This window comes from Photobacterium sanctipauli (assembly GCF_003026495.1).
Classification (GTDB): Bacteria; Pseudomonadota; Gammaproteobacteria; order Enterobacterales; family Vibrionaceae; genus Photobacterium; species Photobacterium sanctipauli.
This window is the reverse complement of the sequence record NZ_PYMA01000011.1, coordinates 162803-188634: the sequence shown is the minus strand read 5'-3', so window position 1 is coordinate 188634 and position 25832 is coordinate 162803. Positions and strand designations below refer to the sequence as shown.

Genomic DNA, 25832 nt, shown 5'->3' with positions numbered 1-25832 from the left:
CGGTATATAACGACTTGAGACCGCATACTAGCTTGGGGATGAGAACACCAAGTGAAGTGCATGAAAAAGCCAGTAGGGAATACCTACTGGCTACATAAAAAGCGTCAACCTATTTTAGGACTAGACAGATAAAACAAATAGAAAACTAGTTAAACAGCCCCTTCAGTAGCTTATCGGCTGCCTTCTTGATGTTCTCGTCTTCGGCCTTGTCGCCAAGTAGCTTTTCTAAGCCGCGTTCGACTTCTTTCTGCGCTTTCTTCTCCAGCTCATTGTTTTGCTTTAGCAGCTGGGCGATGTTAAGGGCAAAAGATGGCTGTTCCCAGTTACCCTTCACATCAATTGGCACTGTCAGGTCGGCGACTTCATCAACGTCCTTACCGCCCTGCCCCTTACTAGTAGCTACCACAGAAGTGCTGATGGTGAAATCAATCGCTTCGGATACAAGGTTGGTACTACCGTTGCCCGCGATGCGCAGCAGTGGCGAGTCGATATCAAGGTTATTAGTCGAGGCGACCCCTTTGCCGATATTGAAGGTGGCTTTCATGGCCGAGAAGTCGGTTTTCTTCTCTTCCTTCACGTACTCTGCTTTCTGTCCTTTCAGCGTAGCCCTTGCCTCGCGGATCATCTCCGGTACGTTCACACCATAAATCGCACCGTCAGCAAAGTTGATATCAATCGTACCCGCAGCATTCTCGCGAATGCGTGCTTCCGCCAAGCCGTTACCGCTTAGTTTCACGGTAATATCACCAGTGCCAGCCAATACATCGTTACCGGCAACATCGATAAGCAGCGGCTGCACCTGAACCCCACGGATTAGCTTGCTCACGCTGTAGCGCGGTAGCTCGCTGTTGGCATCAATGGTTGCCTTGGTTTGAATAGCGCCGCTGTAAAGCTTGGCATCAAGCTGCTTGAGGTTCAGCACGCCGTCGGCAATGGCAATATCAATGGCGACGTCCTGCAGCTTGGCATTGGAGGCCTTGAGCTGGCCCACTTTCACTTTACCTGCAAGATCGACTGTTTTCAGGGCAGATAAGTCAGGTTCACGGTTTTTATCAGCAGGTGACTGCGTTGTACCCGCACCTTCGCCACCAGCTTCACCCTGCGCACCATCATTAGCCGTGTCTGTCGACGATCCCGTACCCAAGAAAGCATCAACATCAATCGCATCCGATGCCAGGTCAAAACGAATCACAGGGACTTCAGCGGATTTGAACGAGCCGCTGCCCGTTAAGGCCAACTCATCCACTTGGGTTTCCATGTTCGAGAAGGTCGCCAAGCTCTGCGGTAAGCTGTAGGTCGCATTGGCAGCCAGCTTGATGGTCATTTCAGGACGAGGCAGGGTTGCGCCTTTTAACGCTGACGTGACCGACAGCTGCTCAACCAATACATGCTCGATGGCCTTGTCGATATTTAACCGCATAGTGCCTTCGGTATCGAAGGCAAGATCAGGCACTTCACCTTGCAGCGCGAACGTGACATTTGACCATTCGCCCAGGCTGAACTGATCCAGGGTGAGCGATACCGATTGGATATCGTTCACTTTATCTTTCGCCGACGCCGTCAGTGCCAGCGATTTCAGCTCGGCACTGTCCAGCGCTTCGGCGATCAGCAGCTCGGTTTCGCCGTTAGCGGTAAAGCCAAGCTCGCCGCTGTTGCCTGCGACATCGAATTTGGCCGTCGCCCACTCGCCCGGGGCAAAGCGGCTAAGGGTGAAGTTCAGCTTTTCAACTTCTGACTTGGTGCCTGCCTTGTCGTCTTGTACCGTGGCACTGGCATCGACTATTTCAACGCCTTCCAATGAAATCGACCATGGCTTACTTGGCTGGCTTTGATCTACTGCCGGTACTGTTTCTTCGGAAGTGACAGCTTCTTCTGACGCTGCAGGCTCTGAAGTAGCCGCTTCGCCAGCAGCGGCAGGTTTGCCAAGGCCATCAAGGTTACTTGTGCCCGATACCAAGGTTTGGATAAACACATGCCCGCCTTTCAGGCTGACATTGCCAATTTCGAGATGCTGCGAGAACAGCGGCATCACAGACACCGACAGCTCGGCGCTATCAAACTGAACGAGGTTTGGCTCGGCAAAGCCCGCCGGATTACGAAATTCCGTCTTGCCAATATCAAAACCAATGCTAGGAAAAAAGCGCCAGCCAATATCACCAGAAATCACCAATTCGCGCCCGGTATTTTTTTTCACCTGCTCGGCGATCAGCGGCTTGAACTGATTCGGGTCTACCAGCGCCAGCAAGGCTGCAATGCCGATCACCACGACCAACACCACCGCCAATAAGGCAAACATTATCTTTTTCATTTTATCCCCATTTCATCCATGTCCTTGAACGACATAAAGCGCAATCTTGCAAATAGACCTAACTTTCTTGACTACTATACCAACCCCATCAATTATCTACTCATTTTTGCTGGGATGGATAATATGACAATCTATTTTGAGTCTTTGTTCATAAATATAAACGTATAATACCAATATAAAAAAATAGGTGGCTTTAACAGCCACCTATTTTAATTCTAATAACAAGCTAATTTTTATGCGTTAGGCGCGAAGCAGCTTGCCAATGTGTGCTTTTAGTACATCAATCGCGATGCGGTTCTTGCCGCCGCGGGGAACGATGATGTCAGCATATTGCTTAGACGGCTCAATGAACTGCATGAACATTGGGCGTACTGTCTTCTGGTACTGGGCCAGAACCGATTCCATGGTACGGCCACGCTCTGCTACGTCACGCTGTAGGCGGCGAAGTAGGCAGATATCTAGTGGCGTATCCATGAACACGCTTGCGTGCATGATTTCACGCAAACGAGGGTCTGTTAGCAGCAAAATACCTTCAAGAATGATCACCTTCTTCGGTGTCATTGTGGTCGTTGCTTCCATTCGCGTGTGCTCGCTGTAGCTGTACTGGGGTACTTCTACGGCTTCGCCGCGAATTAGCTTTTCTAGGTGATCACATAGCAAATCATGATCCAACGCACTCGGATGGTCATAGTTTGTCTTAACCCGCTCTTCCATGCTCAGGTGACTTTGATCGTTGTAGTAACAATCTTCCGTAATAACACCGATCTGATGATCGCCTACTTTTTCTTTTAGCTCTTTATAAACAGTACTGGCAATCAGACTTTTACCGGATGCAGAAGCACCTGCAATACCGATAATGACGCATTGGTGTGAGTTTTCAGACATATCAGAAAGCACCTGTAAACAACGTGGCGAGGTGAAAAATACCGATGTAAGTACTTTATTATAGCTGTCACTTTCAAACAGCTAGTCGTACAACATCAGTAAAATTGGCATAAATAAACCGCCTGATTATAGGCAGTTGTCTGCGCAGATGCCAGAAAAAATGCGGCATCTGCGATGTTTGGCGATAAAGTCAGCGCTCAGACAAAAAGCAATGGTTTACATTGTACGAATTGTGATCTGCTCGACGATTGGCGTGCCTTGCCAGTACAACCGACTTGCCACCGAACCGGCCAGATCGATGTATGCCTGGGCGTGTTCCGACTCCGGATCCGCCGCCACTGTCGGCTTACCATTGTCGATATCTTCGCGGATCTTAATGTGCAGTGGCAGTTGGGCAAGCAAAGGTACCGAGTACTCTTGTGCCATCCGCTCTGCCCCACCGGTACCGAAGATCGCCTCATGGTGGCCGCAGTTACTGCAGATGTGGTAGCTCATGTTCTCGACCACGCCCACCACAGGCACATCGACCTTGTCGAACATGCTCACGCCCTTGATGGCATCAGCCAGCGCCAAGTCCTGCGGGGTGGTCACCACTACAGCGCCAGTAACCGGAATTTGCTGCGCCAACGTGAGCTGGATATCACCCGTGCCCGGTGGCATATCAATCACCAAGTAATCCAGATCCGGCCAAAACGTTTCGGCAATGATTTGCGACAAGGCTTTCGAGGCCATCGGGCCGCGCCAAATCGTGGCGCTCTCTGCCGGCACCAAGTAACCCACCGAGTTGGTATAAAGGCCGCAAGATTCAATTGGCATCATCATTTTGCCATCGTGCGAGACCGGCTTTTCATCTACCGTGCCCAGCATCATAGGAACCGAGGGGCCATAGATATCCGCATCTAGCAAGCCAACCTTGGCACCCTGTGCTTGCAAGCCAAGCGCAAGATTGACCGATGTGGTCGATTTACCCACCCCGCCTTTGGCAGAGCTCACCACGATAATGTTCTTCACCCCGTTAATTGGCTGCTTTTCACCACTCGCCAACGGCGCGATGCGGGAGCCAATCGTGAACTTGCTGTTTGAAGGGATGTGATTCGACTGTTGCTGGGCAACAACCCATTGCTCTAGCAACTCGGCGAGTGCGCCAGCTGCAAACGGTAGGGTAATAGAAATGGCACCGTCTGGGGCAACAGAAACGACATTCGGGGTGTCTGCCCATTCGGCATGTAGCCATGGATGCTCGAACTGATTCAGCCAGCGGGTAATATCGGCCACACTTTCGAATCGGATCATTGACTCACTACTCATGATTTTAGCGCTCCATTATTGTTCTTTATCTTCATCCTACCACCAAAGCCCATTTATCGCCCTTAATTACTCGGATTATCAACAGATCCTCCTAGGCAATGGGCTAGTCATCAGGTAGTATTTACAGCTACGTTTTTATTACCCATCATGAGCGAAACAAGACATTATGGCTGCAAATCCAAGAAAAATTCTGGTGACCTGCGCCCTACCGTACGCTAACGGTTCTATCCACTTGGGTCACATGCTTGAGCATGTACAAGCGGATATTTGGGTGCGCTATCAGCGCCTTCGCGGCAACGAAGTTCATTTCATCTGTGCAGACGATGCACACGGTACTCCAATCATGCTTAAGGCCCAGCAGATGGGTATGGAACCTGAGCAGATGATTGCCGAAGTGAGCAAAGAGCACCAGGCTGACTTTGCTGGCTTCGATATTAGCTTTGACAACTACCACAGCACGCACTCTGACGAGAACCGCGAGCTGGCGTCGTTTGTTTACACCCAGCTAAAAGACAAAGGCTACATCACTAGCCGCACAATTTCTCAGCTGTTCGACCCTGAGAAAGAAATGTTCCTGCCTGACCGTTTCGTTAAGGGTACTTGCCCTAAGTGTAAAACCGACGATCAGTACGGCGACAACTGTGACAACTGTGGTGAAACCTACAGCCCGACGGATCTTATCAATCCTAAGTCTGCAGTTTCTGGCGCGACGCCAATCATGAAAGACTCTGAGCACTTCTTCTTCGACCTACCTCAGTTCGAAGCGATGCTACAAGAGTGGACTAAGTCTGGTGCGCTTCAAGACGAAACAGCGAACAAGATGCAAGAGTGGTTCGACTCTGGTCTTCAGCAGTGGGACATCTCGCGTGATGCACCATATTTCGGCTTTGAAATCCCAGGTGAAACTGGCAAGTTCTTCTACGTATGGCTAGACGCGCCTATCGGCTACATGGGCTCGTTCAAGAACCTGTGTGACAAGCGCGACGATCTAGACTTCGACGAGTTCTGGAACAAAGACAGCTCTACAGAGCTTTACCACTTCATCGGTAAAGACATCGTTTACTTCCACAGCCTATTCTGGCCTGCAATGCTAGACGGTGCTGGCCTGCGTAAGCCTAACAACGTATTCGTTCACGGCTACGTAACGGTGAACGGCGCGAAGATGTCTAAGTCTAAGGGTACCTTCATCAAAGCAGGTACTTACCTTCAGCATCTAGACCCAGAATGCCTACGCTACTACTACGCTGCGAAGCTAAACAGCCGTATCGACGATCTGGATCTTAACCTTGAAGACTTCACCCAGCGCGTAAACAGCGATGTGGTGAACAAGATTGTTAACCTGGCATCTCGTAACGCTGGCTTCATTGCTAAGCGTTTTGAAGGCAAGCTATCTGACAACTTTGCAGAGCCTGAGCTATACGCAGAGTTCGTTGCAGCGGCAGAGCGTATTGCTGAACTATACGAAACCCGTGAATTTGGCCGTGCTATCCGTGAAATCACGGCACTTGCTGATAAAGCAAACCAGTACGTTGACGAAAAAGCACCTTGGGTTGTAGCGAAAGAAGAAGGCAAAGATCAGGAACTGCAGGAAATCTGTTCTGTGGGTATCAACCTGTTCCGCGTACTAATGACCTACCTGAAACCAGTGATGCCTCAGCTTGCTGAGCGTACTGAGGGCTTCCTAAACGAAACCCTAACTTGGGAAGGTGTTGCTCAGCCGCTAACTGGCCACGAAGTGACTAAGTTCAAGGCACTGTTCAACCGTATCGATCCTAAGAAAGTTGAAGCGATGGTTGAGACTTCTAAAGAAGACGCGGCAGCAGAGCAAGCGGCTAAAGAAAAAGCAGAAGCGGCCAAGACTGAAACCGAGCTAAGCAAAGAGCCAATCGAAGCAGAAATCGAGTTTGACGATTTTGCTAAAGTTGACATGCGTATTGCTAAGATCATCTCTTGTGAAGAAGTGCCAAAAGCCAACAAGCTACTGAAGTTCCAGCTTGATATCGGCGGCGAAACTCGCCAGGTATTCTCAGGCATCAAGTCTGCGTACACCCCTGAAGAGCTAGTAGGCAAGCACACTGTTATGGTTGCTAACCTGAAGCCTCGCAAGATGAAGTTCGGCATGTCTGAAGGCATGATCCTAGCAGCTGGCCCGGGTGGTAAAGATCTTTGGATCCTAGAACCACACGAAGGCGCACAGCCAGGTATGCGTGTGATGTAATCCCACGCGCTATGATTACAAAGCCAGCCCTCGGGCTGGCTTTTTTGTTATGCAAACCCGCCACATCAAACCGCTCAAATTCTCCTCCTTCTCCTACCCTCTCTTCTCGCTCTCATCCCACTCTCGCAATACTCCAACACTCAAAACCTGCCAGCCAGCACAATACCCCAACAGAAAAACGCCTAACCGGATACATAATTAACATTGACGAAACTTACAATTTTTACAATTGTTTTAGCGCACATTATCGGTGATATCTTATTTTTCATTATTGAAAAATGGCTAGTGCCTCGCAGAAACTAATTTGCCTTTCTGAATCAAAACTGAACGCGATTTGGGCTAAAAATAAATAAATATTTAAATTCAACAAGTTAAGTCAATCTCGATTAACGTTGCTGAAATCGCCCACCCACCGCAGATGCGGGATATCCGAATGGTTACCTCGCTATATCCGATTCCGCAGAAGCCATTGCTTACAAATAGCCACCGAGTGAAACATCTCGCTAGTACAAAATCCTTCCCAGAAGCATGACCATAGAAACGTAGTTGAACGGGAGCTTAACCCTGGACAGTTTAATCCCGGCCAATGACAGGACATTCATGGAGCGGCTGTGTAAACAAGCTTCATTGAAAAACTCTTTTTTTAGGCAGTTATCAAGGTATTGTGATGCCACAGAGTCTCTTACGTTACACCAACATACTCAGTATTGTTGGTGATTTGATCCGGGTCGAAGTGCCCAACCTCACTTCTGGCAATGCGAAAGCCAAGTACGGCGATCTCGCAATGATTGAGCAAGACGGCGAAAATTACTCGCTCGCGCAAATCATCAAAATTGACAACGAAGAAGTATCACTTCAGGTATTCGCTGGCTGTAAAGGTCTTTCAACCAATGCGGCGGTGTGTTTCCTTGACCAACCGATGCAGGTGACCTACTCACCAAACATTCTTGGCCGTATTTTCAACGGTGCGGGTAATGCTATCGACAACGGGCCGGAGCTAGACACCGATCCTAAAGTTGAAATCGACGGGCCATCAGTCAACCCTGTTCGCCGTACCCTGGCTTCTCGCATGGTGCGCACGAACGTGCCAATGATCGATGTATTCAATACATTGGTTGAGTCGCAGAAGATCCCAGTCTTCTCGGTAGCCGGTGAACCCTACAACAAATTCCTCTCGCGTATCGCGATTCAGGCTGAAGCCGATGTGGTTGTATTCGCCGGCATGGGCCTGATCTACGATGACTACCATTTCTTCAAAACCCAATTCGAAGAAGCGGGCGTGTCATCCCGTACCGTGATGTTTGTTAACCAGGCATCAGATCCGACGGTTGAGCGCCTGTTGGCACCCGATATGGCACTGTCTGTCGCCGAGCACTTCGCGGTAGAAGAAAGCAAGAAGGTATTGGTGCTGCTGACGGATATGACGTCCTACGCGGATGCGATGAAAGAGATCGGTGTCTCGATGGACAAGATCCCGTCTAACCGTGGTTACATGGGCGATCTTTACTCCCAGCTTGCCAAGCGTTACGAAAAAGCCTGCGACTACAAGGGCGCTGGCTCGGTGACCTTGCTGGCTGTGACGACCATGCCGGGCAACGATGTAACCCACCCGGTACCGGATAACACCGGCTACATCACCGAAGGCCAGTTCTACCTTCACGACGGTGTAATCGACCCATTCGGTTCGCTATCGCGCCTCAAGCAAATGGTGGTGGGCAAGCAAACCCGTGAAGACCACGGTGCCTTGATGGACGCCCTGATCCGCTTGTACTCGGAAGCCGTGGAAGCCAAGCAAAAAGAAGCCATGGCCTTCGAGCTGTCTGAGTACGACCACAAAACGCTGAAGTATGGGGATCTTTTCAAGAAGAACTTCATGACCCTTGACGTTGATATGTCGCTGGAAGAAGCACTGGATTTCGGCTGGAAGATCCTAGCTGAATGCTTCGACCCAGAAGAAACACTGATTAAGGACAGCCTGCTAGATAACTACTGGCCGACGAATCAGACTGCTGACACAACGGCGGAGGCATAATCCATGGCCAAGGTAGCATTAAACAAAAGTGCGTTGAACCAAGAGAAACGCAGTTTAAAAACCTACAACCGCTACCTGCCTGCGCTCGAGCTAAAGCGCCAGCAACTAATGATTGAACGTAAAAAAGCCGAAAAGGCATTGGAAGAAGCCAAGCAACGTGTTGCTGAGCTTCGCAAGGTAGTGGAAGAAGCTATCCCGATGCTGGCTTGTAAAGAGATTGATGTGAAGAACTTGATCCAAGTGAATAACGTCACGCTCGATACCCAAAATATCGTTGGTTGCCGTGTGCCGGTTATCAAAGACATCGACTTTGAACTGACACCATATAGCTTCTTAGCTCGCCCGCATTGGGTTGATAGTGTTGTGCGCCAACTGAAAGAGATGGTTCGCCTACGCGTCGAACTGTCTGTTTACCAGAAACGCTATGAATTGATCAGTCACGCAACGCGTGTGACCAGCCAGCGTGTGAACCTATTCTCTAAAGTTTTGATCCCAGAAACCCAAGAGAATATTCGCCGCATCGGGATCTACCTATCGGATCAAGATCGTGCTGCCGTCATGAACGCAAAACTGTCAAAGCAAAAAGTGTTAGCGCAACAAGCTAAAACGCAGGGAGGCCAGTCATGAGTATTAAACAGCTGAAGCGATTGACACTCGGTGGCCAAGCATCACGCCGTGATGAAATTCTGATGGCCTTGCAGGCATTAGGGTGCATGCACTTAATCCCATTAAGTGAAGACAATGCCCAGGCAAACCGTCCCCTCGCAATGCAACAGCCAACCGACGCAAGCGAAGCGCTGGCCTGGCTGAGCCGTGTTGAACGCCGCCGTCGCCCGGTCAAAGACAAGGCGCTGGTTGAGATCGATGATTTGGTCGCGCAGATCCTCGAGAACAAGCAGCACATTCGCCAAATGCAAGACAAGCGCGATTTACTGATGGAGCGCCACCAGCTGCTTCGCCCTTGGGGAGAGTTCGAACTACCCGAGCTAGGTAGCCTCAACGGTCTTCGCTTTTGGTTCTATGTGCTGCCGCTGAAAAAATCTGCGGCACTGAGCAAGATTGAGCTGCCGTGGCAGGAGATCCATCGCGACCAGAAAAATGCGTACATCGTGGTGGTCTCGGAATCTGAGCCTGATAGCTCAATTCTGCCAGTCGAGCGCTCCCGCGTGGGCTCAGAGAGCCTATCGAACGTGGAAGAGCAAATCGAAATCTCAGAGCAGCACCTCGAAGATCTCTACGCCGAGCGAGAAGCACTGACCCGCTGGATTTATCCATTAAGTCAATCACTTGCCGCCAGCCAAGACCATGCCGAGTTGCTACTGGCTTCTTCCGGCGTACAGGACGAAGGCGAATTCTTCCTGGTGCAAGGTTGGATGCCAGCCGATGCCGAAGATTCGATCATTGAGCTTGCGGAAGTTTACGGCTCTGCCGTGGTCTTTGAAGAGCCAAGCGCCACTGACGAGCCGCCGACGCTACTGGAAAACTCCGAGCTCACCGGTGGTGGTGCCGAAGCCATGGGCTTCTTCCAAACACCCAACTACCGTGCATGGGATCCAGGCAACCTGGTGTTTTATTCATTCTCATTGTTTTTCGCAATGATCATGAACGATGCCATGTACAGCGCCATTCTCGGCCTGATCATCTTGTTCTTCAGGGACAAGTTCAACCAGAGCCAAGAGGGCCAACGCCTGAAAAACCTCGGTTTGTTCATGTCGGGAGTCGGTATTGTCTGGGGTATCTTGGCAGGTAGTTACTTCGGTACCACACCAAGTGAAGGCAGCTTCTGGGGCTTTTTCAACATCATAGACATGAATGACTATGGTGCCATGATGAAGCTATCGGTCTTTATCGGTGTCATGCACCTGATTGTGGCCAACGTGATGACCGCCTACATCAACCGGACACATAAACGTGCGCTGGCCCCGTTGGGTTGGGCAGCACTGATGTTTGGCGGCATGGTGTACTGGTTCGGCATGACAGGCACTATCTGGGCTGGCCTTGGCAAGTTCTTCGGTGTGATCTTTATGCTCGGTGGCGCCGGTTTGGTCTGCGTATTTAGCAGCGACCGTCCAATCGACACGCGTAAGGGCCTGATTCTTCGCATTCTTGATGGTGCTAAAGCCATCTACAACATCACCAGTGCCTTTGGTGACATTCTCAGCTACATGCGTCTATTCGCACTGGGTCTGTCAGGCGCGTCGCTGGCGATGACATTTAACTCACTAGCAGGTCAAGCTGTGGCTGCCCAACCGGTTTCGGGTGTGCTATTCGGCGGGTTGATCTTGCTCCTAGGCCATGTTCTGAACTTCGCACTCTGTGTCATGAGTGGGGTTGTTCACGGTATGCGCCTGAACGTTATTGAATTTGTTAATTGGGGTTTATCCGACGAAGGATACCCGTTCAAAGCTTTTCGCAAGAAAGAGGATTAAAAAATGGAACAATTTGTTATCGCACTAGGCTGGTTGGGCGCATTCGCACCGGTTGCACTGGGTGCCATTGGTTCAGCGATCGGCTGTTCAGTTGCGGGCCAAGCGGCTTGTGGCGCAATGCTGGATGTTGAGTCAGGTTACGGTAAATACATCGGTCTGTCTGCGATGCCTTCTTCTCAGGTTATCTACGGTATCGTGATCATGTTTACCCTTGCGGGTATCGGTGTATCAGAAGCAACAGCGGGCGGCCTATTCGGTATCGGTCTGATGACAGGCTTGGCGCTGCTATTCTCTGCTATTTACCAAGGCCAAGCCGTTTCAGCGGCAATCAACGCATCGAAGAACAAGCCAGAAGTCTTCGGTCTGTCTATCGCACCAGCGGCAATCGTTGAAGGCTTCTCAGTATTTGCTTTCGTATTCGCACTGGTAATGGGCGGCAACATCGGCGCTTAAGGAATAGACAATGACTGTAGAAAACCAAAACACACCGGTGTCGGCTGGCATCAAACAACTGGTTGAAACCCTGCGCCAAGAAGGTGTTGATGCCGGCAAGCTGGCCGCCGATCAAATTATCGCTGATGCACGCGAAGAAGCGTCAACCATCGTCTCCGAGGCACGCGAGAAAGCCGGGCTGATCCTGGGCAATGCACGCAAGGAAGCCGACTTCGTGACCACGGCAGGCAAGCAAGCGTTCGAGATGGCCAACCGTAACGCCATCCTTGAGCTAAAAAGCTTCCTGCAAGACGAGTTCGCCAAGCAAATTCAGGCAACGGTGGGCACTCAGCTGACTGACGAGCAGTTGCTTAAGCAGATGATCCTTGAAGTGGCCGGACGCAGCGCAATCGACCACAGCCAGGATGTGGAAGTGGTTCTGCCAACCAAGGTGGTGGGTATCACCGACTTGAAGGCAAACCCTGAAGAGCTTAAAGAAGGCTCGCTGATGCACTTCGCGGTTGCAGAAGCAGCGGAAATGCTGCGCGAGGGTGTGACCTTCAATGTCAACGAAGAAAATAAAAATGCCATTGTTTTCCGTCTAAAAGACAAAGACATCGAAGTGGCACTTTCTGACGAGACAGTCACGCAAATGATGCTAAACCACCTGCAGCCACGTTTCCGTGCGCTATTGGAAGGCATTGTAAAGTAAGTAAAAAGGCAGGGTTGCCCTGCCTTTCCTTTAACAAGGAGCGAAAATGTCTGACAAAGCTTACCACAGCCTTTTGACTTCGCTGCCGCATATCGACTCACTCTTTGACAGCAAGGTAACACCCGTTTCACGTTACCAACTAGAGCGCCGCCTGAGTAGCTTGTCTTTCGAGGAAAGAAAGCTGCTGGGCAAAATCGAAAGATTAATGCACTGGGATCAAGCCAAAGACGAAGCCGATGATGCCGAGTTGATTAAGTTCGCGACCCGCACCCGGAGCGAAGTGAAAAGTCAGGTTTTACGTGAGCTAATTGATTGGCGTCTCGATATGCGCACAGTCGTTGCTGCACTGCGCCGCAAAAAGGCGGGTCAACAAGCCCCGTCCGAACCGCGCTGGAGCTTCGGTACTCGCTATGAGTTTATCCGTCGCAACTGGAATATTCCGTATTTCAACCTGCAGTTTACCTTTCCGTGGCTACCCGATGTCGCAAGGTACATGGAAAACGATCAAAGCCTTGCGCTTGAAAAAGAATTACTTAGCGCAGTATGGCATGAACTGGACCGCATCGGTAGCAAGCAACGCTTCAGCTTTGAAGCTGTGGTGATCTACTTGCTCCGCTGGAACCTCGTATTCCGATGGACGACTTACGACAGCGAAGTGGCCATCGAGCGGTTCGACAAGCTTGTAGAAGATGCACTGGGCGACTTCGCCACAAATCTGCCAGATTAAGACAAATTAAACAGGTTGTTCAATGAGCACTGAAATGACTAATAAAACACCGACTGCACACGTAACAGCAGTTATTGGTGATACCCTAAAAATTCGTCTCAACCCTGATATGAAGGGCGCACTGATCAAAAACGAAGTGGTTTATGTGGTGCCAAGCCGTAAACAAACCGAAGGTGCCGACGAGCAATTGATGGCTGAAGTGCTGCGTGTCAACGGCGATAGCGCTGATATCCAAGTCTACGAAGACACCCGTGGCGTTGCGGTTGGTGACGACATCATCCAAACCGGCGAAATGCTCACTGTTGATTTGGGCCCGGGCATCCTGTCCCAAATCTACGATGGCCTGCAGCAGCCGCTTGAGCGACTGGCTCAGATCCACGGTAAGTTCCTTAAACGCGGCATGCACGTTGACGCACTGGACAAAGCCGAAACCTGGGCCTTCACAGCCAAAGTCCGCCAAGGCGACAAGCTCCGTGCCGGCCAATCGCTAGGTAGCGTGCAGGAAGGCCGCTTCACGCACCAGATCATGGTGCCGTTCCACATTAAAGGCGAAGTGGAAGTAACCTGGATCCAAGAAGGTAGCTTTACCGTGGATACCGTTGTTGCCCACATTACCGATTCAAAAGGTAAAGAGCACAACTTGACCATGGTCCAGAAATGGCCAGTACGTCAGTCTATTGCCAATACCCTATCTGTTAAAGGTAAAACGACGCGTGAGTTCCCATCGGAGCCGTTGGTGACCACCACCCGTACTATCGATACCTTCTTCCCGATTGCCCGCGGCGGTACGGGTTGTGTGCCGGGCCCATTCGGCTCGGGTAAAACCGTACTTCAGCATGGTATCTCACGCTACTGCGATGCGGATATCGTCATTGTTGTTGCGTGTGGTGAGCGTGCCGGTGAGGTGGTGGAAACCATCGAAGAATTCCCGCACCTGCCCGATCCAAAACACGGCGGTACCCTCATCGACCGTACAGTGATTATCTGCAACACCTCGTCGATGCCGGTTGCAGCCCGTGAAGCCTCTATTTATACCGGCCTAACGCTGGGTGAATACTATCGCCAGATGGGTTACAACGTACTGGTACTGGCCGACTCAACCTCGCGTTGGGCACAGGCCATGCGTGAAACCTCTAACCGCCTTGAAGAGATCCCGGGCGAAGAAGGCTTCCCAGCTTACCTCGACTCATCCATCAAAGGGGTTTATGAGCGTTGTGGCGTGATCAACAACGAAGATGGCGACAACGGTTCATTAACCATGATTGGTTCGGTATCGCCAGCGGGCGGTAACTTTGAAGAGCCAGTGACCCAATCGACACTAAGTACGGTGAAGACCTTCCTCGGCCTGTCTTATGAGCGTGCATACAAGCGATTCTACCCGGCTATCGATCCCCTGATTTCTTGGTCTCGCTACCTTGATCAGCTTGAGCCTTGGTACGCTGAAAACATCAGCCCTGAATGGGTGCCGATGATCAAAGAGATGAAACAGCTTATCGTCACGGGCGACAGCATCGGTAAAATGATGCAGGTTACCGGTGAAGAAGGTATCTCTATCGATGACTATATTACTTACCAAAAAGCATTGCTGGTTGATATGGTTTACCTGCAGCAAGATGCCTTCGATGCGGTCGATGCATCGTGCGGTTTCGACCGCCAGCAATTTATCTTCGGAAAAGTGGTCGACGTGGTGCGTACAGAGTATCGTTTTAATGACAAAGCGGAAGTACGTAAATTCTTCACATCAATGACGCGTTTCTTCCGTAACTTCCATTACGCGAAAGAAAACTCTGCCGAGTACAACGATTATATCCAGCGCATTGACATGCTGCTTGAAGACACATTGAGCCCTGCCGATTAAGCGTACCCCACATCACTCAAAAGGAGCCACTTGGCTCCTTTTTTTGTTTATATTCAATATACTAGAGAAACTCACTCGCAATAGTCGATTAAGGTAACCAAATCGGTTCATTTCAAAAATACTACATTTCTATTCACTCAAAAATCTGCAGGAAAATACGCGCTTGCGCCAACCCCCATTTAGCCACCAATAACCAACTGATTACATAACCTCACAAAAGTGCCAAAACAGTCAAAAACACTTCTCAGAAACATGTTAACAGCCATTTTTATCGACCCGATAAAATAGCTACAAACTCGGTAAAAACGCAGCTTATTTTCGCTTAAGACGAAACCTTGGTATAAAAAACAGGCTATATTTACGATGCACGTTAAATTACAGTTAATTTTTGTGTTTTCAGAACATCATTCTGGAACTGAAAGTGTGATCTAAAACATAGCTTTGAGTTTTGAACAGCATTTTACTTCGCGTTAACACCTAAAGTGCTGTTAACCTGCTCCGCACTCTGATGAACGATTAACAGAGTGAATAATTATAAGGAGTGTTATTTCATGCAAGCACAAGTGAAAAAAATGTCTCTTACCGGCCGAGTTATTCTCGGTATGGTATTGGGCATACTGACAGGATTCATTATTCGTTCCCTTTTTTCTGAAGACTCTTTTGTTCACGAATATTTGGTGAATGGCCTGTTTGAAGTTGGTGGTGCAATCTTCATTGCCAGCTTGAAAATGCTTGTTGTACCACTGGTATTTGTGTCGCTGGTTTGCGGTACAAGTACACTGAAGGACATCAGTACACTTGGTCGCCTAGGCGGTAAAACCCTTGCGTTCTACCTAACCACAACGGCAATTGCGATTACCCTAGCCCTTCTAATGGGTAACCTATTCCAACCAGGTGCCGGTGCTGACCTTTCTGCAGCAACCACTTTCGCTGCCAAAGAAGCCCCGTCATTGGGACAAGTCATCATTGATATGTTCCCAACTAACCCAATCAGCTCAATGGCTCAGGGCAACACACTACAGATCATTGTGTTTGCTGTGCTATTCGGTGTTGCCATCAGCATGGCTGGCGCCGCAGGCGAGCGCATTGCGGGTGTCTTCGCTGACCTGAACGAAGTGATCATGAAGCTGGTTACGCTACTAATGAACATCGCCCCATTCGGTGTGTTCTTCTTGATGGCGAAACTATTCACCGGTCTAGGTCTTGATGCGATTTTCAACCTACTAGGCTACTTCCTAGTTCTCAGCGGTACCCTGCTACTGCACGGTATTGTGGTATACGGTTCACTATTTAAGATCTTCACTGGTCTTAGCCCTAAGATGTTCCTGAAGAAGATGGAAGACGCGATCATGTTCGCCTTCTCAACGGCTTCTTCAAACGCAACGATTCCAGTTACCATGGAAACGGCTACCAAGCGCCTTGGTGTTAAGAACAAGATTGCTTCTTTCACCGTACCGCTAGGCGCCACCATCAACATGGATGGTACAGCCATCATGCAGGGTGTGGCGACCGCGTTCATTGCTCAGGCATTCAATATCGACTTGACCATGGGCGACTACATGGCGGTTATCGTGACGGCTACGCTAGCTTCTGTTGGTACCGCGGGCGTACCGGGCGTAGGTTTGATCATGCTGGCGATGGTACTGAACCAAGTTGGCCTACCAGTTGAAGGTATTGCACTTATCATGGGTGTTGACCGTCTTCTGGATATGATCCGTACTGCGGTTAACATTACCGGTGACAGCTGTGTAACCTGTATCGTAGCGAAAACTGAAGGTGAAATGGATATCGACCGTTTCAACGACCCACAAGCTGGCGCGAAGGAAGAAGAGGTTCACCTTAACCCAACACGCAGCACACCTTCGTACGACTAAGTTCAAGTCATCATTGATGACGCTTCCTAGTCACGCTAAATAAAGGCTCTTCGGAGCCTTTTTTGTTGCTCTAAAGCTAGTCGTTGATGCTTTAGGCGCTGTGCCAGATAGCTACTGTTGGGTGTTCGCTTTAAGGTTCGGCGGGTAACCCCTCCCGGCCTTGAAAAGGGGAGGAGCAAGAGCTTGTTCCAAAAGGAAGAGCAACAGTTTTCCGCCTTTACAGACCGGGGACATGGTTTACATGCCGCTGGCCTTCTGCCCCCAGAACAAAAGGATTTGCACCGTTTAGGTACATCCTGATGCACCACAATGGTTCAACCCTCCCTAGACACGAAACACACCCAACGTAAGAATCTGAATTTAATCAATAAATATTAAATCCCACCATAATAACCACTGGAACAGGTGTTGCATATTGATCCCTATCGACCTTAATTGCGTCACGGAGGCCATATGCTTTATCTTTTCGTTTCTATCCTGATCGCACTCAGTGTCATTGGTGTCTGGGCATACCATCTCAAGCAAAGAAAGCAGTTGCTCGAAAGACGATTCAACCAAATCATTGGCCTGCGTCAACTTATCCATTTGCTGCGCTTTCACCGACGCCAATCCCACCAGCGGCTATGCGAAAGCTCGGCTGAACACCCCCAATCGATGCTGGCCGAGTCAATGGCGATTCAGGCACTGATCCGAACCTTGCTCAGCCAAGCAGAGCAAAACCATAAGCCGATGTACCGTATACTGATGAAGCGCGTATCGCGCCTGCTCGATGAATGGCCGGGCTACTCTATCCAGCGCAACCAAACGCTGCATGGCAAAACGATACGCCATGTACTTTATCTTATCGACGACACCATCACCCAAAGCCTCATTTCCGCCGACAAGGACGAGGTTTTCCGCCAATATCAATCGGTATGGCCTGTAACCTTAAATGCTATCGATAGCCTCAGCCGTTTCCGCTATACCATTCACAACTACGCATGTGACAGCGAGACCATGCAGCGAGAATTGAATCTACACCTGCAAATACTACAACGACGACTCAAGCAGATTGCCCTGCCCTATAGCGAAGTCATTGAACCGCAGATCCTCGAAGAGCTTAATGAACAATTTGAGGCCATCGATTTAGACCACCCCGACGAATTCAAGATCAAGGACGAACTGTATGTATTCTCGCTGCAGGTATCAGACGTGCTATTTCAGTTTTTCGATAATGTACTTAGCCAAATTGGTGGGGAGATATCTATCAAGATGCCGGAGCTAAGAATGCATGAATTGCAAGAAGAGAAGAAGGTGATTCATTTATTAACCCGCTAGGCCATGGGAGCCTAGCGGGTTAGGTAAGGATGTTGCTTAAAGATTAAGAAAATCGTTTAGAAAATCCAGTGAGCAAATAGAACAATAATTGGCAGTGTAACTAGTGTTCTTAGTAGGAAGATGGCAACCAGCTCAAGGAAGTTCACCGGTACCTTACTACTTAGGATGACCGAACCTGTTTCCGACATGAAGATTAGCTGAGTCACAGAAAGCGCAGCAACAACGAACTTGGTCATGTCAGCATCGATTGTTGAAGCAGCAATAATCGACGGAACATACATATCGGTGAAACCAACTAGCATTGTTTGAGCAGCGGCTTGCGCTTCAGCAACATTCAATAGCTCTAGTAGCGGTACAAATGGTGCACCCAGTAGCGAGAATAGCGGTGTGGTTTCAGCAACAATCAGACCCAGAGTACCGATAGCCATTACCACAGGCAGTACACAGAACACCATGTCTAGCGCGTTGTGAACACCTTCTTTAGCCACAGAGCCCAGGCTTTTCACCTTGCTTGCTCTTTGTAGCGCCAGCTGCATACCAAAGCTCATTACCGATTGGCCTTCAGGCACTAGCTCATCGTCACGGTTAGGCTTAGTTCCGTCGATGTATAGGTCTTTCTTGTAAGATAGTGGCGGTAAGAACTGAATCACCATCGCAGCTACCACACCAGACAAACAGATGGCGACATAGAATGGAACGAAGTAGTTCTGAAGGCCAACTTGTGTCAGTACCACTAGCGAGAACGAGATACCTACCGGTGAGAACATTGTCGCGACTACCGCAGCTTCACGTGCAGTGTATTTCTTCTGCTCGTACTGCTTACTGGTCAGGATAACACCTACCGTACCGTCACCAAGCCAAGATGAAATACAGTCGATGGCAGCCCTACCCGGTAGACGGAACACAGGACGCATAAACTTACTCAGCATCGTGCCCAATAGCTCTAGCAGGCCAAAGTTAAGCAATAGTGGCAGTAGCAAACCTGCGAAAAAGAAAGTCACGAAAAGTGAAGGAAGCAGATCGTTCAGTACCAAACCACCAGTGTTACCGTTCCAGATAACCTCAGGGCCCACTTGGTGTAGAGCGATAAGGGTGAATACCGCACCTAGGGAACGAATAACCAACCACACAGGAGTCAGCATAAACAAGCGCGTTAGCAACTCAGATTTAGTCACAAAAGCAGGTTTGAATAGACTTGCACCAATAGACGCTAAGGCAGAAAAACAGATAACGGCTGTTACTGTCGGCAAGATAGCCTCACCCAATACCGCCTTGAAGCCTTTAGCCATCAACGCCAGCGGGAAAGTGAAGTTGCCATCAATGGTGAGTGGCGCAAGGAAGAAAAACAATCCCAATAGAGATGGAATTGCAAACATCAGCACATTCCGGCTGGTTTTGTGGTTCTCTTGTGCGAGAAGTGTATCGCTCATCTGACTGCTCCCTAGATGATTTTCTTTTCACAAATAGTGAATAACTTTTCTTTGTGGTGATTATATCGATAAAAGCACCAGACTCAATAGCAAACAGCAAAAAAAATCACGTAAAAAGCATATTAATTCAGATTAATCACTACAAAAAAGCCCGCAACAATGCGGGCAAAGGGATAGACGTAAACACACGAGCAATCAACAACAATGAAAATCTCTAAACTCGGTAGATCTAAGTTAGGTTCAAAAAGCCATCTCAAACCAATTAACGATATGTTTTGCAACAGCTTGCGGGCACTCCATGGTGGATAAATGGCCACACCCCGCCAAGACATGAAGGCTCACTTCAGGGACATGCTGGGCCATCAACAAGTGATTGGTGACAGGGCAAAGGGCATCTTCCCGCCCACAAATCACCAGGGTCGGCACGGTGATATCAGCAAGTAATGGTCTTGCATCGGGCCGGGTTGCCAATGCCTTTGCATGGGCAATAAACGCCTCGATCCCCACATTTTCCGCCATCTGGCTAATCGTCGCCGTTAGCTCTTTATCATTCAGCCGATCTGAATGAATAAGCACAGGCATAAGTACTTCTGGCGTGATGGCAGCAAACTCCCCCGCAATCGCCCTATCAACCAAGGCATCGCGTTTGACGGTTACCTCAGGCTTTTCGTCGGCGGCATTGGTGTCGAGCAATATCAGCCCCTTCACCCTTTCCGGCGCTTGGCGGTACACCTCAAAGGCCAGGATCCCCCCCATAGAAAGGCCACCAAGCACGAAAGTGTCAGGGGCTTCCTCAAGCACTTTTCTTGCCAACGCCTGCATGGAATCAGCCACATCCAAACTGGCACACTGAGGTTGGATATAACTTGGCAGCAGATCATTGACCGGCTCAAAGAGCTGCTGATCACACAGCAGCCCCGGTAGCCAAAGTAACGGAACAGATTGGCTCATTACACAACCTCAGGCTTTTCCGGTTGGTCGCTACCCAGAATGCAATAGGTAAAGCTTTCACCCCGCACATTCTTCAGGCTAATCGCGGCGCCAAGCGGTACGTTGAACACGTCACCGGTGGTCAGCAGTACGCTGGCCGTTTCACCATTTTGAACAACCTCAACTTCGGTATCACCGCTAAAGTTGATTAGCACCTGCTTTTCTTTGCGCTTATGCAGCGGCAAGGCTGTCTGGTTCGCAAGCTTATAGGCCTGAATGCTGACATCATCGTGGCTCTTCACCTGGAAATCATAGCCAGCCAACGGGCTACCCGTCAGGGCATATTGTTGATAGTCGACACCAGCAAAATCATTCACCACCGGGCGGTAATCTTTACTCATCGCCACAAATGGCAGCATTTGCTCAACGGTATAGGTGTCAAACTGCTGCATTTCCTGCTCGGTTAGCAAGGGCATCAATTCTTCTTGAGTTGGCACCGCATCACCGGCTTGGGTATCCGCCAAAGAGCCGTCAGCTTTAAGGTAAAGACCATGGCCTTGGCTATCGGTGATAACGCCAGGGTGCCAAATCACGCCACCACCCGAATCGTCGCCGCCAAGCACCGAGTACATAAAGCCGTAATCGCGCCCCACAACTTCAAAACCACGGAACAGGTTGGTCGGAATAGAAATCACATCCCCTTTTGACAACACCGCATCGTATTCGCCTTCATTGCCCCAATAGAGGCGGAACTGCCCCTTGAATACCACAAACAACTCAGCGGTGCGGTGCGAGTGCAAGGAGTTCTTGATACCCGGTGGTTGGCCTGCAGCGCCAATATTAAACCCGGCAGTATCGCGAATATGGACATGCTGGCGGCTACTTTCGGCAACACCAGCACCGATGATACAAAAATTATCTTTTAGATGGCTGCCCGGTGTGCGTGCATCGATGAAAGCACTAGTACCGGGGATTAATTCCATGTATCGAACAAGTTGGTTATTGATTTCTTGTTGTAAGCTCATGCTTTATTCCTTTAAACAGCGGGGCTGGACTCTGAAAAATGGCCGGTTACGCCCCTAGCGGACGACCGCCATCAACGGCAAGGGTGGTCCCGGTTGAAAATGTCATTTGTTCGGCAGCAACGACCACGGCCTTGGCCACTTCTTCGGCGTTGGCTAATCGTTTCAGCGGGGTGGATTGCTCTTGCTGATCACGCCATTGGCTATCCAAGCCTTTCACAAACTCGGTATCTACCAAGCCCGGCGCAACGGCCAACACCCGCACCTTGGGTGCCAATGTCCTTGCCAAAGAGCGGGTCATGTTTTCAACCGCGGCTTTGCTGGCACAGTAAGCGACATTGCTGCCCATCGCCGTTTGGGCGGCAATAGAGGTGATATTCACCACGCAGCCCTGCTTCATTTCGAGCAAGGGTTGCATCGAGCGAACCATGGCAAAAGGCGCCCTGACATTCACATTGAAGATACGGTCAATCAATTCATCGGTCAGCGAGTTCAAGTCGTTATGGGCAACGTACTGAGTGGTTCCGGCGCAATTGACCAATAAATCAAGCCCCTGACCATCCGCTTTTAGCTGATCGGCCAACGCCTGGATTTCTTCGCTATTAGCCACATTCAGCTTGCAGCTTCGGTGTCCCTGCCCGGCCATCGATGCCAATACTTGGCTGGCAGCCGCCGCATTGGCATTGTAAGTAAGGATAACTTGGTAACCTGATTGGGCGAGATGCTGGCTAATGGCGGCCCCCAGGCCGCCACTTCCGCCCGTTACCAAAGCAAGTTTGCTCATGATAACGCGCCCTCTTCTTCTAGTTTTTTATAGCGGCGAACACGGATATCCGCTTGCTCCTTGTGGCCGGCAAAGCCTTCCAGTGCACACAGGCGTGAACAGTATTCGCCCACTTTCAGTGACGCTTCAGCCGTTACGCGCTGATAGGTACAGGTTTTGATGAACTTACCAACCCATAGGCCGCCGGTATAACGCGCCGCCTTCTTCGTTGGTAAGGTATGGTTGGTACCGATACACTTGTCGCCATAAGAGACGTTGGTTTCACGACCTAAGAACAGGGCACCATAGTTGGTCATATTGTCTAAGAAGTACTGTGGATCACGTGTCATTACCTGAACATGCTCAGAGGCAATGTCATCGGCAACTTCAACCATTTCTTCGTATGTCTCGCATACAATGACCTGGCCGTAGTCTTCCCACGCCTTGCCGGCAACTTCGGCGGTTGGCAGGATAGTTAACTGGCGCTCGATTTCCTTGATAGTCTCTTGCGCGAAAGATTCAGAATTCGTCAACAGTACAGCGGGTGAGTTATAGCCGTGCTCTGCTTGGCCAAGTAGATCTGCGGCAGCCAGCTCCGGGTCGCACCCTTCCTCATCAGCGATAACCAAAGTTTCTGTTGGGCCGGCAAACAAGTCGATACCAACACGGCCAAATAGCTGACGCTTGGCTTCGGCAACAAAGGCATTACCCGGGCCAACAATCATATCTACAGGTAAGATGGATTCCGTGCCGAGTGCCATTGCGCCCACCGCCTGAACACCGCCAAAGCAGTAAATCTCATCGGCGCCAGCCATTGCCATTGCCGCGACAATCGCAGTATTCGGCTCACCATTGAACGGAGGGGCACACGCAATAACACGCTTCACGCCAGCCACTTTCGCTGTCAACACGCTCATGTGTGCTGACGCTACCAGCGGGTACTTACCCCCTGGGATGTAACAACCGACACTGTTTACTGGCACATTTTTATGTCCAAGTACGACACCAGGTAGGGTTTCGACTTCAACGTCATGCATTGAATCGCGCTGGATTTGGGCAAAGTTGCGCACCTGCTCTTGGGCGAATTCAATATCGTGGCGTGTCGCGTCATCAAGGCTGTCGATACATGCTTGGATTTGCGCTTCTGATAGACGGAACTGGGCTGGAGACCAATTATCAAACTTTTCTGATAATTTACGTACTGCCTCATCACCGCGGTCCTGAATACTCTCAAGAATACCTTCAACAATGCCGCGTACTTTAGCGTCATTGGATGCAGAAACTTCTTCGGTAATGCCTTCTTTCAGATAACGAGCCATGTATGCTTCTCCTTGCTTTACTTTTGATTACGTATGCATTTTTATAGAAAATTTTTTATTCGTTAGTACCAGTTTGCCGCACAACCATCGAACCTAATCAGCAAAATGACTACGAATGCAATTAACATTAAACAATTTATTTACATTGCGCAAACATAAATTTAAGCAAAATCACCAAGAAAGCCATATCATATTGATTTTCAATAGTTTTAATTAAGGCACCATTCAATCAAACCAATTTCTCCAGCTTGGTTACACATCACATATGAAGGAAATTTTCTTCAATGATGTTGCCAATCAGTTAAATTGCGGATATTTATTTTGCATACCTTTCCAATTCAAATCAGCTCAACAAGGAACCGTTATGCGCTTTTCATCACAACTTCAGCAAGCCGTTCAACTAGGTACTTTCGTTAAGACCCCTCACCCACATATCATTGAGGTACTAGCACTAGCTAACTTGGATTTTCTCATTCTTGATGCTGAGCACTCGCCCTATGACAGGGCGACGTTGGATCTCTGCATCATGACTGCGCGTTTATCAGGACTCCCAACCTTAGTGCGGATCCCCGATGCCGAGCCATCGACCATCCTCAATGCATTAGATTGCGGTGCGACGGGAATCCAAGTGCCGCATGTCTGCACGGCCGAGCAAGCCGAGCAGATAGTCAAGCGTAGCCACTATGGCGAAAATGGTCGTGGCTATGCCGGCTCAACCCGCGCAGCCAACTATGCGACCAAGCCAATGGCGGAGCACTTGTCCACCAGCCAAGCGACAACCACGGTTGTTGCCCAGATAGAAGATCCTGCCGGTGTCGACAATGTCGAGGCTATTGCCGCGGTTGACGGCATCGACGCCCTATTTATCGGCCAAGTGGATCTGGCTGTTGCCTACGGTGCGCCTTCTGTGCAGGCCGATATTGTTAGGGAGGCCAGCTTGAAGGTGATAGCGGCTGCGAAAAAGTACAACAAGCCAGTAGGCATGTTCGTAGCAGATGCGAGTCAAATTTCTGACTGGAAAGAAGCGGGTGTCTCTTTCTTTGGATTAGCGTCTGAGCATAAAATGATTATCGATGGATTTAACCGGCAACGTGCTGCCCTATAAAGCACAGTGCTCATAATAAGGAGGTCGTTATTAAGGCCAAAGTAACATCAATTGATGTCGCCAAGATGCTTGGCGTTTCCCAATCTACTGTATCTAGGGCGTTTAACCCCAAGGCCAGTATCAGTGAGAAGAAACGCCAAATGGTGCTCGATGCGGCGAATAAGTTGGGCTATACCCCCAACGCTATCGCCAGAAGCCTGATCTCCAACCGTTCTGGATTGGTTGCTATCGCGCTCGATAGCGAAAGCAACCCAATGTACGATTTGCAGACCCGTAAACTAGCCAATGCCATCCAAAAACGCGGCGGGCAAGTCGTGCTGTGCCCTATCGATAAGGATGATTTGGACTTGGCTATCTCCCGCGCTATCGAATATCAGGTGGATGGCCTGATCATTGCCACCAGCCGCCTCACTAGCCGGGCCATTGCCCAATGTGAAAAGTTCGGTGTGCACCTCAGCCTAATCAACCGCTACATAGAGGGCGTCACGGCCAACTGTGTTGGCCTCGACAACTTAGATGCCGGGATCCAAGCAGCCGACTACCTTGCGGGCAAAGGCTTTGAGCGGATGATCTACGTCAGTGGTGATGCCGGTTCGATGACCAGTGAAGAGCGCTGGAAGGGCTTTTCCAAGCGCCTTAGCGAGCTTGGGCTGCCTGCGGCGGACTATATCCAATGCCACTATAATTTCGAATCTGGCCTCCAAGCAGCCAACGAGATCCTCGCCAAGCCCCATCAACCGCAAGCCATTTTCTGTGCCAACGATATATTGGCGCTGGGGGTGATTGACGGCTTGCGCCAGGCTGGCAAGAATGTGCCGAAGGACTACGCGGTCATGGGTGTCGACGATATCCCAATGTCGAACTGGCCCGGCTACAGCCTGACCACTATCCAGCAACCGCTGGATAAAATCACCCAGCTTGCCGTCGATGATCTGCTATCCCGTATCCAAGACGAGAAAGAAGCAAGTGGCGATTACCTCATGCACCCAGGCTTGCTGATTGAGCGTGGTAGTACACAGGTCTAAATAACTATTCATTACTGTCAGCCCTACCTCTTGAGCTTTTAATGAGCCAGCTTCTATTATGTCGCTGGCTCATTTTTTATTAACCACTTGTTAGTATTGATATTTTCCTCTTCCTAGCCCACTCGATTACATAAAACA

20 protein-coding genes are annotated in these 25832 nt (G+C 49.8%); 12 read left to right on the top strand and 8 right to left on the bottom strand.

The window, feature by feature from the left end; translation table 11 throughout:
• Positions 1–145 precede the first annotated feature (145 nt).
• From C9I98_RS17240 to apbC, 3 genes are all read right to left on the bottom strand, one after another.
• Positions 146–2308, bottom strand: coding sequence for an AsmA family protein (locus C9I98_RS17240; protein WP_107272254.1), 2163 nt, complete (start codon positions 2306–2308; stop codon positions 146–148).
• A gap of 240 nt (positions 2309–2548) precedes the next feature.
• Entirely contained in the window at positions 2549–3193 is a 645-nt protein-coding gene (gene udk / locus C9I98_RS17235) for a uridine kinase (protein WP_036818779.1), read from the bottom strand.
• A 216-nt stretch (positions 3194–3409) separates the two neighbouring features.
• Positions 3410–4486, bottom strand: a complete 1077-nt coding sequence (gene apbC, locus C9I98_RS17230) for an iron-sulfur cluster carrier protein ApbC (protein ID WP_036818781.1) — start codon at positions 4484–4486, stop codon at positions 3410–3412.
• A 181-nt stretch (positions 4487–4667) separates the two neighbouring features.
• Between apbC and metG the strand changes: the two genes are divergently transcribed.
• The 10 genes from metG (at position 4668) to C9I98_RS17180 (ending at position 18100) form a co-directional block, all read left to right on the top strand.
• Complete coding sequence (gene metG, locus C9I98_RS17225; protein WP_107272253.1) at positions 4668–6719, top strand: methionine--tRNA ligase; 2052 nt, start codon at positions 4668–4670, stop codon at positions 6717–6719.
• A gap of 667 nt (positions 6720–7386) precedes the next feature.
• Positions 7387–8751 carry a V-type ATP synthase subunit B gene (locus tag C9I98_RS17220; protein ID WP_036816439.1) on the top strand — a complete coding sequence of 455 codons (1365 nt, stop codon included), beginning with the start codon at positions 7387–7389 and terminating at the stop codon, positions 8749–8751.
• Positions 8752–8754: 3 nt separating this feature from the next.
• A complete protein-coding gene (locus tag C9I98_RS17215) occupies positions 8755–9378 on the top strand; it encodes a V-type ATP synthase subunit D (RefSeq protein WP_036816441.1) in 624 nt (207 codons plus the stop codon).
• A complete protein-coding gene (locus C9I98_RS17210) occupies positions 9375–11180 on the top strand; it encodes a V-type ATP synthase subunit I (RefSeq protein ID WP_036816443.1) in 1806 nt (601 codons plus the stop codon). Before C9I98_RS17215 ends, C9I98_RS17210 begins: the two co-directional genes overlap by 4 nt.
• Positions 11181–11183: 3 nt before the next feature.
• The gene (locus C9I98_RS17205) at positions 11184–11633 is read left to right on the top strand and encodes an ATP synthase subunit C (protein WP_036816445.1); all 450 of its coding nucleotides are present in this window, start codon (positions 11184–11186) and stop codon (positions 11631–11633) included.
• A 10-nt stretch (positions 11634–11643) separates the two neighbouring features.
• Positions 11644–12324 carry a hypothetical protein gene (locus C9I98_RS17200; protein WP_036816447.1) on the top strand — a complete coding sequence of 227 codons (681 nt, stop codon included), beginning with the start codon at positions 11644–11646 and terminating at the stop codon, positions 12322–12324.
• A 46-nt stretch (positions 12325–12370) separates the two neighbouring features.
• Positions 12371–13051 (top strand): DUF2764 family protein, encoded by a 681-nt coding sequence (locus tag C9I98_RS17195; protein ID WP_036816450.1) that lies wholly within the window; start codon positions 12371–12373, stop codon positions 13049–13051.
• Positions 13052–13073: 22 nt separating this feature from the next.
• Positions 13074–14909 (top strand): V-type ATP synthase subunit A, encoded by a 1836-nt coding sequence (locus C9I98_RS17190; protein ID WP_211318328.1) that lies wholly within the window; start codon positions 13074–13076, stop codon positions 14907–14909.
• Between the two features lie 551 nt (positions 14910–15460).
• Positions 15461–16783 carry a dicarboxylate/amino acid:cation symporter gene (locus C9I98_RS17185; protein WP_036832602.1) on the top strand — a complete coding sequence of 441 codons (1323 nt, stop codon included), beginning with the start codon at positions 15461–15463 and terminating at the stop codon, positions 16781–16783.
• Positions 16784–17236: 453 nt separating this feature from the next.
• Entirely contained in the window at positions 17237–18100 is an 864-nt protein-coding gene (locus C9I98_RS17180) for a hypothetical protein (protein WP_051902746.1), read from the top strand.
• Between the two features lie 56 nt (positions 18101–18156).
• Here the strand turns inward: C9I98_RS17180 and C9I98_RS17175 are convergent, their stop codons facing one another.
• The 5 genes from C9I98_RS17175 to hisD form a co-directional block, all read right to left on the bottom strand.
• Positions 18157–19530, bottom strand: a complete 1374-nt coding sequence (locus C9I98_RS17175; RefSeq protein ID WP_036832600.1) for a YjiH family protein — start codon at positions 19528–19530, stop codon at positions 18157–18159.
• Positions 19531–19770: 240 nt separating this feature from the next.
• The gene (locus tag C9I98_RS17170) at positions 19771–20481 is read right to left on the bottom strand and encodes an alpha/beta fold hydrolase (RefSeq protein WP_036832598.1); all 711 of its coding nucleotides are present in this window, start codon (positions 20479–20481) and stop codon (positions 19771–19773) included.
• Positions 20481–21485 carry a cupin domain-containing protein gene (locus C9I98_RS17165; RefSeq protein WP_036832595.1) on the bottom strand — a complete coding sequence of 335 codons (1005 nt, stop codon included), beginning with the start codon at positions 21483–21485 and terminating at the stop codon, positions 20481–20483. The genes C9I98_RS17170 and C9I98_RS17165 overlap by 1 nt, the downstream gene beginning before the upstream one ends.
• Before the next feature lie 46 nt (positions 21486–21531).
• Positions 21532–22266, bottom strand: coding sequence for an SDR family NAD(P)-dependent oxidoreductase (locus C9I98_RS17160; RefSeq protein WP_036832593.1), 735 nt, complete (start codon positions 22264–22266; stop codon positions 21532–21534).
• Entirely contained in the window at positions 22263–23564 is a 1302-nt protein-coding gene (gene hisD, locus C9I98_RS17155; protein ID WP_036832591.1) for a histidinol dehydrogenase, read from the bottom strand. The genes C9I98_RS17160 and hisD overlap by 4 nt, the downstream gene beginning before the upstream one ends.
• Positions 23565–23928: 364 nt before the next feature.
• Between hisD and C9I98_RS17150 the strand changes: the two genes are divergently transcribed.
• Positions 23929–24669, top strand: a complete 741-nt coding sequence (locus C9I98_RS17150; protein ID WP_036832589.1) for an HpcH/HpaI aldolase family protein — start codon at positions 23929–23931, stop codon at positions 24667–24669.
• Positions 24670–24734: 65 nt separating this feature from the next.
• Positions 24735–25694 carry a LacI family DNA-binding transcriptional regulator gene (locus C9I98_RS17145; RefSeq protein ID WP_036832587.1) on the top strand — a complete coding sequence of 320 codons (960 nt, stop codon included), beginning with the start codon at positions 24735–24737 and terminating at the stop codon, positions 25692–25694.
• Positions 25695–25832 lie beyond the last annotated feature (138 nt).

Coding starts and splice junctions, on each gene's coding strand:
- C9I98_RS17165 (WP_036832595.1), bottom strand. CDS start 21,485: ATGAGCTTACAACAAGAAATCAATAACCAACTTGTTCGATACATGGAA.
- C9I98_RS17205 (WP_036816445.1), top strand. CDS start 11,184: ATGGAACAATTTGTTATCGCACTAGGCTGGTTGGGCGCATTCGCACCG.
- C9I98_RS17190 (WP_211318328.1), top strand. CDS start 13,074: ATGAGCACTGAAATGACTAATAAAACACCGACTGCACACGTAACAGCA.
- C9I98_RS17150 (WP_036832589.1), top strand. CDS start 23,929: ATGCGCTTTTCATCACAACTTCAGCAAGCCGTTCAACTAGGTACTTTC.
- C9I98_RS17145 (WP_036832587.1), top strand. CDS start 24,735: ATGCTTGGCGTTTCCCAATCTACTGTATCTAGGGCGTTTAACCCCAAG.
- C9I98_RS17215 (WP_036816441.1), top strand. CDS start 8,755: ATGGCCAAGGTAGCATTAAACAAAAGTGCGTTGAACCAAGAGAAACGC.
- metG (WP_107272253.1), top strand. CDS start 4,668: ATGGCTGCAAATCCAAGAAAAATTCTGGTGACCTGCGCCCTACCGTAC.
- C9I98_RS17175 (WP_036832600.1), bottom strand. CDS start 19,530: ATGAGCGATACACTTCTCGCACAAGAGAACCACAAAACCAGCCGGAAT.
- C9I98_RS17180 (WP_051902746.1), top strand. CDS start 17,237: ATGCTTTATCTTTTCGTTTCTATCCTGATCGCACTCAGTGTCATTGGT.
- apbC (WP_036818781.1), bottom strand. CDS start 4,486: ATGATCCGATTCGAAAGTGTGGCCGATATTACCCGCTGGCTGAATCAG.
- C9I98_RS17220 (WP_036816439.1), top strand. CDS start 7,387: ATGCCACAGAGTCTCTTACGTTACACCAACATACTCAGTATTGTTGGT.
- hisD (WP_036832591.1), bottom strand. CDS start 23,564: ATGGCTCGTTATCTGAAAGAAGGCATTACCGAAGAAGTTTCTGCATCC.
- udk (WP_036818779.1), bottom strand. CDS start 3,193: ATGTCTGAAAACTCACACCAATGCGTCATTATCGGTATTGCAGGTGCT.
- C9I98_RS17240 (WP_107272254.1), bottom strand. CDS start 2,308: ATGAAAAAGATAATGTTTGCCTTATTGGCGGTGGTGTTGGTCGTGGTG.
- C9I98_RS17200 (WP_036816447.1), top strand. CDS start 11,644: ATGACTGTAGAAAACCAAAACACACCGGTGTCGGCTGGCATCAAACAA.
- C9I98_RS17210 (WP_036816443.1), top strand. CDS start 9,375: ATGAGTATTAAACAGCTGAAGCGATTGACACTCGGTGGCCAAGCATCA.
- C9I98_RS17185 (WP_036832602.1), top strand. CDS start 15,461: ATGCAAGCACAAGTGAAAAAAATGTCTCTTACCGGCCGAGTTATTCTC.
- C9I98_RS17195 (WP_036816450.1), top strand. CDS start 12,371: ATGTCTGACAAAGCTTACCACAGCCTTTTGACTTCGCTGCCGCATATC.
- C9I98_RS17170 (WP_036832598.1), bottom strand. CDS start 20,481: ATGAGCCAATCTGTTCCGTTACTTTGGCTACCGGGGCTGCTGTGTGAT.
- C9I98_RS17160 (WP_036832593.1), bottom strand. CDS start 22,266: ATGAGCAAACTTGCTTTGGTAACGGGCGGAAGTGGCGGCCTGGGGGCC.